The 13,979-nt window shown below is 68.5% G+C and carries 12 protein-coding genes; 8 read left to right on the plus strand and 4 right to left on the minus strand.

What is annotated here, in order from left to right; genetic code table 11:
* Positions 1-441: 441 nt before the first annotated feature.
* Positions 442-1,602: an aromatic acid exporter family protein gene (locus ACFWN2_RS40420; RefSeq protein ID WP_382435863.1), complete on the plus strand. Its 1,161-nt coding sequence runs from the start codon at positions 442-444 to the stop codon at positions 1,600-1,602.
* Positions 1,603-1,761: 159 nt separating this feature from the next.
* Here ACFWN2_RS40420 and ACFWN2_RS40425 read toward each other — a convergent pair whose 3' ends face one another.
* Together ACFWN2_RS40425 and ACFWN2_RS40430 are read right to left on the minus strand one after the other, a co-directional pair.
* On the minus strand, positions 1,762-2,391 hold the full coding sequence (locus ACFWN2_RS40425; RefSeq protein WP_382435865.1) for an HNH endonuclease family protein: 630 nt from the start codon (positions 2,389-2,391) through the stop codon (positions 1,762-1,764).
* Between the two features lie 104 nt (positions 2,392-2,495).
* The gene (locus ACFWN2_RS40430; RefSeq protein WP_382435866.1) at positions 2,496-3,104 is read right to left on the minus strand and encodes a hypothetical protein; all 609 of its coding nucleotides are present in this window, start codon (positions 3,102-3,104) and stop codon (positions 2,496-2,498) included.
* 110 nt (positions 3,105-3,214) lie between these two features.
* On the opposite strand from ACFWN2_RS40430, the gene ACFWN2_RS40435 reads away from it, so the two are divergent.
* The 5 genes from ACFWN2_RS40435 (at position 3,215) to ACFWN2_RS40455 (ending at position 8,207) form a co-directional block, all read left to right on the plus strand.
* Positions 3,215-4,504, plus strand: coding sequence for an adenylosuccinate synthase (locus ACFWN2_RS40435; protein ID WP_382435867.1), 1,290 nt, complete (start codon positions 3,215-3,217; stop codon positions 4,502-4,504).
* Between the two features lie 128 nt (positions 4,505-4,632).
* Positions 4,633-5,442 carry an ABC transporter permease gene (locus tag ACFWN2_RS40440; RefSeq protein WP_382435868.1) on the plus strand — a complete coding sequence of 270 codons (810 nt, stop codon included), beginning with the start codon at positions 4,633-4,635 and terminating at the stop codon, positions 5,440-5,442.
* Entirely contained in the window at positions 5,427-6,128 is a 702-nt protein-coding gene (locus tag ACFWN2_RS40445) for an ABC transporter ATP-binding protein (RefSeq protein ID WP_382435869.1), read from the plus strand. Before ACFWN2_RS40440 ends, ACFWN2_RS40445 begins: the two co-directional genes overlap by 16 nt.
* Positions 6,121-7,086 (plus strand): ABC transporter substrate-binding protein, encoded by a 966-nt coding sequence (locus ACFWN2_RS40450; RefSeq protein ID WP_382435975.1) that lies wholly within the window; start codon positions 6,121-6,123, stop codon positions 7,084-7,086. The genes ACFWN2_RS40445 and ACFWN2_RS40450 overlap by 8 nt, the downstream gene beginning before the upstream one ends.
* Complete coding sequence (locus ACFWN2_RS40455; protein ID WP_382435870.1) at positions 7,083-8,207, plus strand: LLM class flavin-dependent oxidoreductase; 1,125 nt, start codon at positions 7,083-7,085, stop codon at positions 8,205-8,207. Before ACFWN2_RS40450 ends, ACFWN2_RS40455 begins: the two co-directional genes overlap by 4 nt.
* On the opposite strand, the gene ACFWN2_RS40460 is transcribed toward ACFWN2_RS40455, so the two are convergent.
* On the minus strand, positions 8,197-9,279 hold the full coding sequence (locus tag ACFWN2_RS40460) for a glycerophosphodiester phosphodiesterase (protein ID WP_382435871.1): 1,083 nt from the start codon (positions 9,277-9,279) through the stop codon (positions 8,197-8,199). The genes ACFWN2_RS40455 and ACFWN2_RS40460 overlap by 11 nt on opposite strands.
* 66 nt (positions 9,280-9,345) lie before the next feature.
* A complete protein-coding gene (locus ACFWN2_RS40465) occupies positions 9,346-10,893 on the minus strand; it encodes a Na+/H+ antiporter (RefSeq protein WP_382435872.1) in 1,548 nt (515 codons plus the stop codon).
* 219 nt (positions 10,894-11,112) lie between these two features.
* Here ACFWN2_RS40465 and ACFWN2_RS40470 point away from each other — a divergent pair, with 219 nt between their 5' ends.
* Complete coding sequence (locus ACFWN2_RS40470; RefSeq protein WP_382435976.1) at positions 11,113-13,002, plus strand: TRAP transporter permease; 1,890 nt, start codon at positions 11,113-11,115, stop codon at positions 13,000-13,002.
* Positions 12,989-13,969: a TAXI family TRAP transporter solute-binding subunit gene (locus ACFWN2_RS40475; protein ID WP_382435873.1), complete on the plus strand. Its 981-nt coding sequence runs from the start codon at positions 12,989-12,991 to the stop codon at positions 13,967-13,969. Before ACFWN2_RS40470 ends, ACFWN2_RS40475 begins: the two co-directional genes overlap by 14 nt.
* Positions 13,970-13,979 lie beyond the last annotated feature (10 nt).

Here is a 13,979-nt window from a genome sequence, read left to right on the forward strand (position 1 = left end):
GGTGGGGCCTCAACTGTGGAATTGGCTCACCCCGCACAACCCCCCTTCTCACATGCAGCAAGAGCTATGGCGCGACTCGTGATGGGACCCCACCGCCGGTTCCTCTTGGTAAAGACGGCTCGCCTGCGGCATCGCACCGCCGCCTGTCCCCGCACCGCCCACCGCCACCCTCCCGTCCCAACTCGCCCTCCCTCCTCCCCTCTGCGCCCGCCCTCCTCCTCGCCTCCCTTACCCCTCTCCGCGCGCCCGCCTTCGCCTCCCGCCTTCGCCTCCGCGCGCCCACCTCGCCCGACCTCTCTCCCTCCACCACCTCGCCCCCTCGCGGCGCATGTGAGTTTGCTTGCCCTTCGGCAAGGAAAAGCCTGACCGCCGGTTGTGACCGGTGGCCGTTGGTTCGAGACTGGCGGCGGGCATCCGAGGACTAGCGGGCGGAGTGAAGTGGTGGGCGCGGTCAAGGAAGCGGTCGGGCGTGGGCTCGGGCGGTGGCGCGGGGCCGCGTTGCCGATCGTCCAAAGTGCCCTGTCCGCCGGGTTGGCCTGGGTGGTGGCGACCATGCTCATCGGGCACGCGCACCCGTTCTTCGCGCCCATTGCTGCTGTGGTGTGCCTTGGGGTTTCGCTCGGGCAGCGGTTGCGGCGGGTTGGTGAGCTGGTTGTCGGCGTGTCTGTCGGTGTGGGGGTCGGGGACGCGCTGATCAGTTGGATCGGGAGCGGGCCCTGGCAGATCGCGCTGGTCGTGGCGTTGGCCATGTCGGCGGCCGTGTTGCTGGACGGCGGGTCGGTCATCGCGTTGCAGGCCGGGAGCAGTGCGGTGCTGGTGGCGACGTTGTTGCCGCCCAGTGCTGGTGGTGGGTTCGACCGGATGATCGACGCGTTGACCGGTGGGCTTGTCGGGCTTGCGGTGGCGGCGCTCATCCCCGCCAATCCTGTGACGGTGGCGCAGCGGCAGCTCAAGGCGCTCACGAACACGCTCAGCGGGGCGTTGCGGAACATCGCCCAGGCGCTCGACGAGAAGGACGCGGTCAAGGCCGCCGGGGTGCTGGCCGAGCTGCGGACCAGCCAGACGACCATCGACGACTACAAGGCCGCGCTGCAGACCGGTAGTGAGATCGCGAAGATCGCGCCCATCCGGTGGCGGTCGAAAGACGAGTTGAGCAGGTACCAGGCGGCGGCCGGGCCGGTTGACTACGCGATCCGGAACACCCGCGTGCTCGCCCGACGCACCATGGCCGCGTTGAAGGCCGACGAGCGGATTCCGGACGGGGTGCCTGACGTGCTCAAGGAGTACGCGGACGCCGTGGACTGCCTGAAGGGCGAGTTGGAGAAGGGCCAAGAGCCCAAACGAACCAGGGAGGCCGTGCGGGACGCCGCGCGGGCTCTCACCGCGCGGCGTCTCGGTGGGGACGGGTTCTCGTCCAAGGTCGTGCTGGCGCAGATCCGGAGTGTGGCGGTGGACCTGCTGCAGGCGACGGGGCTGAGCCGGAGTGAGGCGATGGAGGCGTTGCCGCCTCTCAGCCCTCCGGCCGGTTCAGAAGGCCCACGAGAAGAGAATGCACCTGCTCGTGATCGCGAGGATCAACGAGGACGCACGAAGCGCCCGTGATCGCGTACCACTCCTCCGCGCCCTCGTAACGGACCAGCGCGCGCAGCTTTCCGTCGTCGGAAAGGTCCGTGCACAGTTCCAGGTCTCCGGTGACGACGCCGACCTCGTCGGTCATCACGCCACCGGGGCCCGCTACGAAAAGCGTGGAGTGGGACGCCATCAGCACCTTCCGAGCATGCCCGTCAGTTCGGTCTTCTCCGCCGAGTTCACGCTGAGGCTCCAGCGGTACTTGGTGTGTACCCACATCTTGGCGTAGGTGCACCAGTAGGACGTCAGCGGCGGCTTCCACGTGGCCGGAGTCTGGTCGCCCTTCGCCTGGTTCACGTTGTCCGTGACGGCGATCAGCTGCGGGCCGGACATGTCGTTCGCGAACGACTGGCGCTGCGCGGTGGTCCAGGACGCCGCTCCTGACCTCCAGGCGGCCGCCAGAGGGACGATGTGGTCGATGTCCACGTCGGAGGCCGCGGACCACGTGGCGCCGTCGTAGGGGGAGAACCAGCGGCCCGAGGTGGCGGCGCAGGCGGAGTCCGTCACGACGTTCGTGCCGTCGCGCTTCAGCACGGCCTCGCGGGTGTTGCAGGTGCCCGACTGGGTGATCCAGTGCGGGAACTTGTCGCGCGAATAGCCCGTCATCGAGCCGTCGGCGCGGACCGTGAGGCCGGCCAGTTCCGACTTCGCGGTGGCGGTGCTGGGGATGTTCGGCGGTGTCGCGAGTGCAGGGGAAACAAAACCGAAGGTGAGAGCTGCGGTGGCAACTAAAACACCAATGGTTCGGTTAACTTTTGACATCGGCCCGACCTTCCTTGTTGGAAAGTGATCGGGCCTACCCTCAGTCACATTATGAAATCACGCAATACCTTTGAGTGACACTCAAGTGAATGACTAGCGGACGGCTAGACGCCTCGGACGAGCCTCAAGTCCTCGGTGTGCCGGTACCAGGTCCACTTGTCGACCGGGCGCGGGTGCTTGTGGCCGTCCTGGACCGCGGTCGTGGGCAGGCACCCGAGCTGGAACGCGCGCGGGTGGCTCTCCCGGACCTTCGAGCCGAGCAGGCGCTTGTTCACGATCCGGATCCGGAGCCCGAGACCGCCCTCGGGGTCGGGCGTGCACTCGATCCGGGAGGCCTGGCCGCGCAGCACGTTGTCCGCGTCGCTGTAACCAACGCCACGAACCGGTGACAACACGCCGAGACCCACCAGCACTCCTCCGACGTCGTCGCGGACGAGCGGAACGGGATCCACGTCACCGTTCAGGGCGACGTCGAGGGCGCGGCCGGGATCGGTCGAAAGCCCCCAAAGCGCGGCAACGGACGAATCGGCGACGGGCACGTAGCCGAGTGCCACCGAGTCGAGCTTTTCCTTGCGCAGCAACCTCAACGCCACCGCGGCGAGGTCGGCGTCGGTGCCCACCACGACGAGTCGCGGAGCGTCCAGATGTTGATCAACGTGGTCCTTGCCGGGGCGTGCGGGGACGGCCACCACGTCGTCACGTTGAGCGATCATTGGCGACTGCGTGTTTCCGCAGGCCAACACGATTCCGCGCACGGTCATCTCCTGGTCTACCCTCACTTACCGGCATTCGCTCGAACCAGTCCAAGTGCTTGGAGTTTCACATGCCGGCCGTCGTGCTGATCGGTGCCCAGTGGGGCGATGAGGGCAAGGGCAAGGCCACCGACATCCTCGGTGAGCGTGTCCAGTGGATCGTTCGCTACCAGGGCGGCAACAACGCGGGTCACACCGTCGTCCTCCCGGACGGTCAGAAGTTCGCCCTGCACCTCATCCCGTCCGGCATCCTCACGCCCGGCGTGAAGAACGTGATCGGCAACGGTGTCGTGGTCGACCCCGGCGTGCTGCTCACGGAGCTCGCGGGCCTGGAGGAGAAGGGCGTCGACACCAGCGGGCTGCTGATCTCGTCGGACGCGCACTTGATCATGCCGTACCACGTGGCCATCGACAAGGTGACCGAGCGCTACCTGGGCAAGGCGAAGATCGGCACGACCGGTCGTGGCATCGGCCCCGCCTACCAGGACAAGCTCGCCCGCGTCGGCGTCCGCGTGCAGGACCTGCTGGACGAGAAGATCCTGCGCCAGAAGGTCGAGGCCGCCCTGGACTTCAAGAACCAGGTGCTGGTCAAGGTCTACAACCGCAAGGCGCTCGACGCGGACCAGGTCGTCGACCAGGTCCTGGAGCACGGCCAGCACTTCGTGCACCGCATCGCCGACACGCGCCTGCTGCTCAACCAGGCCCTCGACCGCGACGAGATCGTCGTGCTGGAGGGCTCGCAGGGCACGCTGCTCGACGTCGACCACGGCACCTACCCGTTCGTCACGTCCTCGAACCCGACGTCCGGTGGCGCGACGGTCGGCTCCGGTGTCGGCCCGACGCGCATCAGCACCGTGATCGGCATCCTGAAGGCGTACACGACCCGCGTCGGCTCCGGTCCCTTCCCGACGGAGCTCAACGACGACCAGGGCGAGTACCTGCGCAAGCAGGGCGGCGAGTTCGGCGTCACGACCGGTCGCAGCAGGCGCACCGGCTGGTTCGACGCCGTGATCGCCCGGTACGCGAGCCGCGTCAACGGCATCACCGACTACTTCCTCACCAAGCTCGACGTGCTGTCGGGCCTGGAGAAGGTGCCGGTCTGCGTCGCGTACGAAGTGGACGGTCGCCGCGTCGACGAGATGCCGATGACGCAGACCGACGTGCACCACGCCGTCCCGGTCTACGAGGAGCTCCCCGGCTGGTTCGAGGACATCTCGCACTGCCGCACGTTCGACGAGCTGCCCGCGAACGCCAAGGCGTACGTGGAGCACCTGGAGAGCATCATCGGCGCCCGCGTCTCCGCGATCGGCGTCGGCCCCGGCCGCGACCAGACGATCGTGCGCCACGACGTGCTCGGCTGATAGCACACGGCGTGGGTGGTTTCCGGAATCTGGGAAACCACCCACGTCCGATTAGCTCTACGTCCGACGCGTTTTCAGGATTTGGGCGTCGTTGACTCACTTGTTCCACTCGCCTGTACTTCCTGCCTATGACCTTGTCCATAGCAGGCGTAGCCGCGCGGGCTGAATCCGCGCCGCCGAAACCGGCGCGAAAACTGAAGCTGCCACTGCGCTGGATCAGCCCGATCGCGCTGGTCCTGCTGTGGCAACTGGCCAGCTCAACGGGTGTGTTGTCACCCGACAAACTCGCCTCTCCCGTCACCATCGCCGAATCCGCCGGTGAGCTCATCGCGGACGGCCAATTGGGCGAAGCGTTCGCCGTGTCGATCACGCGCGTTTTCTTCGGATTTCTCATCGGTGGTCTCGCGGGTGTTGTTCTGGGACTCGCCTCCGGCCTTTCCCGCTGGGGCGAAACACTGCTGGACCCTCCCGTCCAGATGTTGCGCACGCTGCCGCACCTCGGCCTGATCCCGCTGTTCATCCTGTGGTTCGGGATCGGCGAGGAACCCAAGCTCGCGCTCGTCGCGTCCGGTGTCGCGTTCCCGCTCTACCTCAACCTGCACGCGGGCATCCGGCAGACCGATCCCGGCCTGGTCGAGGCCGCGAAGGTGCTGGGCTACAGCCGTTTCGAACGGATCGTGCACGTCGTGCTGCCGTCCGCCGTGCCGCAGACCCTGGTGGGACTGCGGATCGCGTTCGGCACCGCCTGGCTGTCGCTGATCGTCGCCGAGCAGATCAACGCCGACGCCGGTCTCGGCTTCCTGATCAACAACGCCCGTGAGTTCCTCCGCACCGACGTCGTGGTCGTCGGCCTCGTGGTCTACGCGCTGCTCGGCCTCACGACGGACGCCCTGGTGCGGCTGCTGGAGAGGAGGGTCCTGCGATGGCAAAAGCGGTGAACGTGCGCGGCCTGACCAAGGCTTTCGGCCCCCGGACGGTGCTGGACGGCATCGACCTGGAGGTCGAGCCCGGAGAGTTCGTGGCACTGCTCGGACGCAGCGGTTGCGGCAAGTCGACGTTGCTGCGGATCCTCGCCGGCCTCGACCGCGAGGTCGCGGGCACTGCGGAGGTCCCCGGCACGGTGTCGATCGCGTTCCAGCAGCCGCGCCTGCTGCCGTGGCGCAGGGTCTGGAAGAACATCGCGCTGGGCCTGCACAGGCCGGACGGGCGCGCGGTCGCCCTGAAGGCGCTGGAGGAGGTGCGGCTGACCGACCACGCCGACGCGTGGCCGCTGACGCTGTCCGGCGGAGAGGCGCAACGGGTCTCGCTCGCACGGGCGTTGGTGCGCGAGCCGGACGTGCTGCTGCTCGACGAACCGTTCGGCGCGCTCGACGCGTTGACCAGGCTCGCCATGCACCACCTGGTGGAAGACCTGTGGATCAGGCACAAGCCCGCCGTGCTGCTCGTGACGCACGACGTCGACGAGGCGTTGCTGCTCGCCGACCGCGTCCTCGTGATCGACGAGGGCCGGATCGTCGCCACGCACCACGTCGACCTGCCCCGCCCGCGCCGCCGGGCCTCCGTTGTGGAGCAACGCACCCGCGTGCTCGCCGATCTGGGAGTGGACGTTGAAGAAGCTGCCTAATCGAAAGCTCCTGGCTCTCCTCGCCGCGATCCTCTTCGCGACCGGATGCTCGACGGCCGCGCAGCCGCAGGACACGCCGCCCGGCGACGTCGTGCTCAAGGTCGGTGACCAGAAGGGCGGCGCGAAGTCGGTGCTGGCCGCGGCCGGTCTGCTCAACGACTTCCCGTACAAGATCGAGTGGTCGACGTTCACCTCCGGCCCGCCCCTGCTCGAAGCGGCGTCCGCCGGCGCGATCGACGTCGGCGCGGTCGGCAACACACCGCCGATCTTCGCCGCCGCGGCGAACGCCAAGATCGCCGCCGTCGGCGTGTCCAAGGGTGAGGTCGAGGCCGACGCGATCCTGGTGCCGGAGAACTCGCCGCTGCGGTCGGTCAGCGACCTCAGGGGCAAGAACATCGCCGTGGCCAAGGGGAGTTCGGCCCACGGGCAGATCCTGCTGACGTTGCGCGCGGCAGGTCTCACGACCAAGGACGTCACGCTCAACTTCCTGCAGCCCGCCGACGCGTACGGCGCGTTCACGCAGGGCAAGGTCGACGCGTGGGCGGTCTGGGACCCCTACACCGCGCAGGCGCAGCAGGAGGCCAAGGCCCGTGTGCTGACGACGGGCGAGGGCAAGTCGAACGGGTACGGCTTCCAGGTCGCGGGCCGCAAGGCGTTGGACGACAAGGGGAAGAACCCGGCGCTCAAGGAGTACCTGATCCGGTACTACAAGGCGCAGAAGTGGGCCGACACGCACCGTGAGGAGTGGGCGAAGGCGTGGTCGGCCGAGACCGGTCTCAAGTACGAGGTCGCGCTGGCCGCCGTGAACCGCAACGGCGACACGGTGGTGAAGCTGGACGACACCGTGATCAAGTCGGAGCAGGAGCTCGCGGACGCGTTCACCGAGGACAAGACGTTGCCCGGCAAGGTCGACTTCGCGAAGTTCGTGGACACGCGGTTCCAGGGAGATCTCGCATGAGCATCACGCTGCACTGGTTCCTGCCGACGTCCGGTGACGGCCGCACGGTCGTGGAGCACTTCCACGCCAACCGCGCACCGGCTGCCGGAGCCCGTCGCGACCCCGACATCGACTACCTGGCGCAGATCGCGCGCACGGCCGAGCAGGTCGGGTTCACCGGCGTGCTCACGCCGACCGGCACGTGGTGCGAGGACGCGTGGCTGACCACGGCCGCGTTGATCGCGCAGACGAAGACGCTGAAGTTCCTCGTGGCGTTCCGGCCGGGCGTGCTGTCACCGACGCTGGCCGCGCAGATGGCCTCGACGTACCAGCGGATCTCGCGTGGGCGGCTGTTGCTCAACGTGGTGACCGGTGGTGACGCCGTCGAGCAGCAACGGTTCGGCGACTGGCTCGACAAGGACCAGCGCTACGAGCGCACCGACGAGTTCCTCCAGGTCGTGCGCGGCATCTGGACCGGCAAGCCGTACACGTTGCAGGGCAAGCACTACCAGGTGCAGGACGCCACGCTGCTGGCCGCGCCGGACCCGGTGCCGCCGATCTACTTCGGCGGTTCGTCCGACGCCGCTCTGCCGGTGGCCGCGGCACGTGCCGACGTCTACCTGACGTGGGGCGAGCCGCCCGCCGACGTGGCGGAGAAGATCGCGCGGGTGCGGGCGCTGACGGACCGGCCGATCCGGTTCGGCGTCCGCCTGCACACGATCAGCCGCGACACGTCCGCGGAGGCGTGGGCGGTGGCCTCGAAGCTGCTCGACGCGCTCGACCCGGAGGTCGTCGCGAAGGCGCAGGCGCAGCTGGGCGCGTCGGAATCCGTTGGCCAGCAACGGATGCTGGCGCTGCACGGCGGTGACCTGAGCCGGGGTGTGCGGGGTCTGGAGATCTACCCGAACCTGTGGGCCGGCGTCGGGCTCGTGCGCGGTGGCGCGGGAACGGCGTTGGTCGGGTCTCACGCGGAGGTCGCCGACCTGATCGAGGAGTACCACTCGATCGGCATCGACGAGTTCGTGCTGTCGGGCTACCCGCACCTCGAAGAGGCGTACTGGTTCGGCGAGGGCGTGCGGCCCCTGCTCAAGCAACGAGGATTGCTCGACGGGGACCGCACGCTCGCACTGGCTAACGCTTGACCTTGGCCTCCACGGCCGTGTCGGGGTTGTCCGCGAACACCCCGTCGATGCCCTGCTTGAAGAACAGGTCGTACTCCTCGAAGGCCCGGCCGTACGCGGCCGGGTCGGTCGAGGACCGGAAGTCCGCCGGCAGGAACGAGTTCTCGTTGCGGAACGTCCACGAGTGCACGATCAGGCCGACCCTGTGGGCGTCCTTCACGACGGTGGTCGGCGCCTTGAGGAAACCGTTGGCGTCACGCGGGATGATGACGTCCTTGGTCAGCCCGACACCGTCCGCGTAGCTGCGGACCTCGCGCAGACCGGCCGGGGTGACGAGGTCGGCGTACGTGCGCTTGTCGCCGCCCGCGACGAAGTCGTACGGCGCGCCCGAGGCGTTGATCAGCTGCACGATCGGCACCCGCAGGGACCGGTTGAGCTCCTTGAGGTTCGCGACCTCGAACGACTGCACGTAGACCTTGGCGCTGCTCCGGTTGAGACCGCTGCGGTTCAACGTGTCCACGAGCTTCGGCTCCAGCGCGAGACCGATCGACTTGAAGTACGTCGGGTGCTTGGTCTCCGGGTAGATGCCGATCTCGCGGTGCAGTTCGCGGGACAGGCGCTTGGAGAGGTCGATGACCTCCTGCAGCGTCGGGATCTCGAAGCGGCCGTCGTAGAGCGTGTTGCGCGGGCGGATCGCGGGGATGCGTTCCTTGGCGCGCAACGTCTTCAGCTCGGCGAGCGTGAAGTCCTCCGTGAACCAGCCGGTGACCGCGACGCCGTCGATGGTCTTGGTCTTCTTGCGGTCGGCGAACTGCGTCTTCGTGTCGACGTTGGTCGTGCCGCCGATCTCGTTCTCGTGCCGGGCGACGAGCTTGCCGTCCTTGGTCGGCACCAGGTCGGGCTCGATGAAGTCCGCGCCCATCCGTGCCGCGAGCTCGTACGCCGCCAGCGTGTGCTCCGGCCGGTACGCCGACGCGCCGCGGTGCCCGATGACGATCGGGCCCTTGTCGTCGTGTGCGGAGGCGGAGGGCAGGGACGCCACCACCGCACCCGCGAACACGAGAACTACGGCGGCAAGACCTCTCCGGTACATCGTTCGACCTCCCGTTTTGTGTTGAGAGCGCACCCAAGCATCGCAACACGAAATGCAGGTGAACGGTTACTCACGGGAGAGTGCGGCTTCCTCCAGGTCCAGTTCGCGCAGCACCCGGAACAGCACCTCGTCGTCGATCTCGCCCTTGTCCCTGGCCTTGACGAACTCGTCACGTTCGGCGGTCAGCATCACCCGGCGCAGCCTGCGGTAAGCGGCCGCCGGGCTCTCCTCCTCCTGGCGCCCGAGCCGTTCCCACGCGGCGTTGCCCCTGTGCTCGGCGAGCGAGCGCAGCTGGTCCCGGACGTGGTCGGGGACGTCGCTGATCTCCTCGTCCAGCCTGGTCACGGCCGCCTGCGCGGCCCGGTGCTGCACCTGCGCCTCGGCCAGCGCGTCCTGGCGGGCGTCGTCGCCCTCGAAGCCGATCTTGTTGATCACCCACGGCAGCGTCAGGCCCTGCAGCAGCAGGGTCGCGACCGTGACCACGAAGGCGCAGAACAGGATGATGTCGCGGCCGGGGACGTTCTCCGGCACCGCGGCCGCCGCGGCCAGCGTCACCACGCCGCGCATGCCGGCCCACGCGATCACCGTCACCTGGCCGAGGTGCGGCGGACGTTCGCGCTCGCGCAGGCGTTTCGACAGGTACCTCGGGATGTAGGTGGCCGGGTACATCCAGACGAACCGCGCGAGGATCGCGGCGAGCAGCACCGCCCCGGCGCCGAGCAGCAGGGCGCCGTCGAGCTCGACGTCCCGGATGATCGCCGACACCTGCAGTCCGATGAGCGCGAAGACGAACGCCTCCAGCAGCGCGTCCAGCGCCTTCCAGACCGCCGCGTCCTGCAACCGGGTCGTGTACTTGCCGCGCGGGGAGTGGTGGCCGACGTACAGGCCCGCGACGACGACCGCCAGCACACCGGAGACGTGCGCGACCTCCTCGGCGATCAGGTAGGCGCCGAACGGCACCAGCATCCCGAGCGCGCTCTCCAGCACGCCCTCGCAGAGCCGCTTGCGCAGGAACCTGACCACCACGCCCACGACCAGCCCGACCGCGATACCACCGGCCGTGACCAGCAGGAACAACCCGACACCCTCGACGGGGTGCATCGCCGCGCCCGCCGCGGCCGCCACCGCGACCTTGAACGCCGTCAGCGCCGTGGCGTCGTTGATCAGGCTCTCGCCGACCAGCAACGTCATCGCCCGCCGCTGCAGGCCGAGCTTGCGCCCGATCGCGACGGCGGCGACGGCGTCCGGCGGCGCCACGACCGCGCCCAGCACCAGCGCCGCCGCGAACGGCAGGTCCGGGAAGACCAGCTTCGCCACGACCCCGACCACCAGCGTCGTGAACAGCACCAGCCCGACCGCGAGCAGGCCGATCGGCCGCAGGTTCGCGCGGATGTTGAGGTACGAGCTGTCCAGCGCGGCGCTGTAGAGCAGCGGTGGCAGCACCACCAGCAGGATCAGGTGCGGATCGAGCTCGAACTCCGGCACGCCCGGTATGAACGAGACCACCAGGCCGACGGCGACCAGCACCAGCGGCGCCGACCAGTTGAAGCGGCGCGCGATGGCCGTGACGACCAACGCACCGAGGAGCAGCAGCAGGAGTTCAGGCCCGACCATGCCGCCTATCTTGCGTCTTGGGGGAAGCTCACGGCGAGGTGAGGACCGGCACCGGGTGCCATGTGGACGGTGCCGCCGTCCTGGGGCGTGTCCCGGCCCTCCGCCGCTTCTTTGCAGTTCCTTTGGATTGATCCCCTGGGGCTGTGATCGGCCCCACAGTACGGTCGGTTCGTGGCCAACCCGGACCTCGCCCGCATCGTCGCGGAGCACGACGAGGAGATGCCGTCGCGTTCGCTCTCACCCAGGTGGGAGCGGGCGCTGTGGATCGCAGGCCTGCTGATCGCCCTCCTGGTGCTCAAGCAGGTGTTCTTCCCGTTCGCCAAGGGAAGCCAGTACTACCTGATCATCTTCCTGGCGGTGACGCTGCCGCTGGTGTTCCTCGCGTACGGCCGCGGGCACACGCCGCCGTGGTGGGACTGGATCCTGGCCGCGCTGGCCTTCGTCGTCGGCGCGTACCCGCTGTTCGGCGGCTTCGACGAGTTCCTGAACCGCCAGGGCCAGCTCACGACGCTCGACGTGATCGCGGGCTCGGTGCTGCTGGTGCTGATCCTGGAGGCCTGCCGGCGCACGACCGGCTGGGTGCTCCCGGTGGTGTGCCTCGCGTTCATCGTCTACGCCTACTACGGCGGGTTCCTGCCGCCGTCGTGGTCGATCGCGCACTCCGGCGTCGACTTCCCGCAGATCATCAACGGTTTCTTCAACGACGCCAGCGGGTTCTACGGCACGCCGCTGGACGTGGCGGCGACCTACATCGTGCTGTTCACGATCTACGGCGCCGTGCTGAACGCCTCCGGTGCGGGCAAGTTCTTCGTGGACGTCAGCTTCGCCGCGTTCCGCAAGTCGCGGACCGCTCCCGGCCGCACCGCTGCCACGGCGGGCTTCCTGCTCGGCACGGTGTCGGGTTCCGGTACCGCGACCACCGTGTCGCTGGGCGCCGTGACGTGGCCGATGCTGCAGAAGGCCGGATATCCCAAGGAGAACGCGGGCGGGCTGCTTGCGGCGTCCGGCATCGGCGCGATCCTGTCGCCGCCCACGCTGGGCGCGGCGGCGTTCATCATCGCCGAGTACCTGCAGGTCTCGTACCTCGACGTGCTGGTCTGGGCGATCATCCCGACGCTGCTCTACTACCTGGGCATCGCGCTGGCCGTCGAGGCCGACGCGCGGCGGTTCGGAGCCAGGCCGGTCGACGTGGACGCGCCCCGCTTCTGGGACGTGCTGAAGCTCGGCTGGTACCACTTCCTGTCGCTCGGGATCATCATCGTGTTCCTGGCGCTGGACATCCCGGTCTACAAGGCCGTCGTGTACGCGACGGGCGTGGCCGCGCTGTTCGCGTTGATCAACCACCGGCGTGAGTGGCTTCGGCTGATCGCGGACGCGCTGTCGGTCGGCGTGCGGTCGGCGTTCCCGGTGATCGCGGTGTGTGCGGCGGCCGGTGTGGTGACCTCGACGATCACCAAGACCGGGCTGGGGCAAGCGCTTGCGAGCTCGCTGGTGGACCTGGCGTCGGCGTTGACGTCCGAACCCGTCGTGATCCTGATGCTGACGGCGGTGCTCGCGGCCGTGGCGGTGTCCGTGCTCGGGCTCGCCGTGCCGGTGACGGCGTCGTTCATCATCTCGTGGGTCGTGATCGGGCCGGCGTTGATCACGCTGGGCGTCGAGCCCGCCGAGACCGCGATGTTCATCTTCTACTACGCGGTGCTGTCCGAGGTGACCCCGCCGACGGCTCTCGCTGCCGTCGCGGCGGCGGCGCTGACCGGCGGCGACGTGATGAAGACCATGTGGCAGACGTGGAAGTACACGCTGCCCGCGTTCCTCGTGCCGCTGGCGTTCGTGCTGACCGACGCCGGTTCCTCACTGCTGCTGCGCGGGCCGTTGCTCGACTCGGTGTGGGCGTTCGGGGCGTCCGCGCTGGGGGTGGCCGCCCTGGCCGTGCTGACGGGCGGCTGGTTGTTCGGTCCCGCGCGCTGGCCGGAACGGATCCTGTGCGTGCCGGCCGCGTTGTTCCTGCTCTACCTGCAGCCGTTGACGATCGCCATCGGGGCCGGATTCCTCGTGGTGGCCGTGGCGGTACACCTGGTGACCCGTGGGAGGGTTCGTGAAGCTGCATAAGTACGCGGTCGGTGCGATCGCATTGGCGCTCGTGGTCTCCGGGTGTGGTGGCAAGCGCACACCCACCACGCCGGACGCCTCCGGTGGCGGCGCGTCCTGCGAGGCGTCCGACGGCCGGATCACGATCGCGACCGGCAACTCCGGTGGTGTGTACTTCGTGGTCGGCGGCGGTCTGGCCAAGCTGATCTCCGACAACTCGAAGCTGAAGGCGTCGTCCGCCGAGACCGGCGCGTCGGTGCAGAACATCCAGCAGCTCGTGTCCGGGACGTACGACATCGCGTTCTCGCTGGCCGACACCGCCGCGGACGCCGTCAACGGCACCGGCGCGTTCGAGGGCAAGAAGGAGAAGATCGCGGCGCTGTCGCGGATCTACCCGAACTACACGCAGGTGCTCGTGCGCGCGGACTCCGGCATCAACTCCGTGGCGGACATGAAGGGCAAGCGGATCTCGACCGGCTCGCCCAAGTCCGGCACCGAGGTCATCGCGGGGCGCCTGCTGAAGTCGGCGGGGCTCAGCATCGACTCGGACGTGCAGGCGCAGCGCCTCGACCTGACCAAGACCGCCGACGGCATGAAGGACGGCAGCATCGACGGCCTCATCTGGTCGGGCGGTCTGCCGACGCCTCAGATCACCGACATCACGACGTCGCTGAAGGACCGGGTCAAGTTCATCGACATCACCCCGCAGCTGCCGGAGCTGAAGAAGATCAGCCCGGTGTACGACACGGCGCCGATCCCGGCGGCGACCTACGGGGTGGCCGAGGTTCCCACGATCGTGGTGCCGAACCTGCTCCTCGTCCGTGAGGACTTCGCGGCCAACAACGCCTGCGCCGTCACGAAGCTGATCTTCGACAAGAAGGCTGACCTGGAGAAGGTCCACCCGGCCGTGAAGGACATCTCGAAGGACAAGGCATCGGCCTCCGACCCGGTCCCGCTGCACCCAGGGGCGAAGCAGGCGCTGGGCTGAACTACTCTGG

It is taken from the genome of Lentzea sp. NPDC058436 (assembly GCF_042721515.1).
Classification (GTDB): domain Bacteria; phylum Actinomycetota; class Actinomycetes; order Mycobacteriales; family Pseudonocardiaceae; genus Lentzea.

Bases quoted from the DNA above. Each gene is read 5' to 3' on its own strand.
- ACFWN2_RS40445 (WP_382435869.1), top strand. From the start codon at position 5,427: ATGGCAAAAGCGGTGAACGTGCGCGGCCTGACCAAGGCTTTCGGCCCC.
- ACFWN2_RS40440 (WP_382435868.1), top strand. From the start codon at position 4,633: ATGACCTTGTCCATAGCAGGCGTAGCCGCGCGGGCTGAATCCGCGCCG.
- ACFWN2_RS40460 (WP_382435871.1), bottom strand. From the start codon at position 9,279: ATGTACCGGAGAGGTCTTGCCGCCGTAGTTCTCGTGTTCGCGGGTGCG.
- ACFWN2_RS40435 (WP_382435867.1), top strand. From the start codon at position 3,215: ATGCCGGCCGTCGTGCTGATCGGTGCCCAGTGGGGCGATGAGGGCAAG.
- ACFWN2_RS40470 (WP_382435976.1), top strand. From the start codon at position 11,113: ATGCCGTCGCGTTCGCTCTCACCCAGGTGGGAGCGGGCGCTGTGGATC.
- ACFWN2_RS40465 (WP_382435872.1), bottom strand. From the start codon at position 10,893: ATGGTCGGGCCTGAACTCCTGCTGCTGCTCCTCGGTGCGTTGGTCGTC.
- ACFWN2_RS40455 (WP_382435870.1), top strand. From the start codon at position 7,083: ATGAGCATCACGCTGCACTGGTTCCTGCCGACGTCCGGTGACGGCCGC.
- ACFWN2_RS40425 (WP_382435865.1), bottom strand. From the start codon at position 2,391: ATGTCAAAAGTTAACCGAACCATTGGTGTTTTAGTTGCCACCGCAGCT.
- ACFWN2_RS40430 (WP_382435866.1), bottom strand. From the start codon at position 3,104: ATGATCGCTCAACGTGACGACGTGGTGGCCGTCCCCGCACGCCCCGGC.